Here is a 947-nt window from a genome sequence, read left to right on the forward strand (position 1 = left end):
GTTCACCAGGCGACTCCCAGGCTGGCGGCGGTCTCGGCGCCGGAGCGGGCGCCGTCCTCGTGGAACCCCCAGCCGTGGTAGGCGCCGGCGTAGGCGAGCACCCCGTCGTTCAGCTCGGGCAGCCGCCGGCGGGCGGCCACCGCAGCGAGGTCACTGGCCCGGCCGACCATCGTGGCCTGGTCGGCAACCGCTTGGGCCGACAGCGCGTCTCGGGCCGCGTGAGCAAGATCGCCGGCGGTCGCGTACCGGTGTTGCGGATTCTTCGCCATGCCGCGTGCGATCACCGCGTCGAAGCGAGGTGAAACCGCTTGCGGGCGAAGCAGACTCGGCTTGGGCGGTGCCGCGGTCAAGTGTGCTTTGATTACTTGGCCCACCGTGGTCGCAGCCGGGTACGGGCGCTCGCCGGTCAGCAGTTCGGTCAACACGCAGGCAAGCGAGTACACGTCGGCGCGGGTGCTGGGCGGCGCGTTGTCGAAACGCTCCGGCGCGGTATACGCATAGGAGCCCGCTGTCGGTCGCGGTGCGGCCAATTCCGGGTCGGCGACGCCGAAGCCGAGCAGGTAGGCGGTGTCGTCGTCGGTAAGGAGGATGTTCTCCGGCCTGACGTCCCGGTGGATCAACCGATGGGCACGCGCGGCATCTAGCGCCGCGGCGACCTGCTCGACGATCGCGACCGCCCGCTGCGGGCTCATCGGCCCGAACGCGGATAGCAACGACCGCAGCGTCTCGCCGGCTGTCAAGGCTGTGGCGACGTAGCACACGCCGTCGATCTCGCCCCAATCATGGACGGGGACGACGTGCGGATCGGCGGTTCGCGCGACGACGGGCAACTCGGTGATGAACCGTTGGGGATCCACGCTGGGTGGCAGCAGGGTGAGCCCAACCGTGCGGTTGTTGACGGTGTCGACGGCCTGGTAGAGCTGACCTACGCCGGTCTGGGCGAGCAG

The 947-nt window shown here is 70.0% G+C and carries 1 protein-coding gene; it reads right to left on the minus strand.

Annotated features, from left to right (window positions below):
• Positions 1–2 precede the first annotated feature (2 nt).
• Positions 3–947 carry a protein kinase gene (locus ACFE99_RS11635; RefSeq protein WP_375485378.1) on the minus strand — a complete coding sequence of 315 codons (945 nt, stop codon included), beginning with the start codon at positions 945–947 and terminating at the stop codon, positions 3–5.

Source organism: uncultured Mycobacterium sp. (assembly GCF_964249325.1).
Classification (GTDB): domain Bacteria; phylum Actinomycetota; class Actinomycetes; order Mycobacteriales; family Mycobacteriaceae; genus Mycobacterium.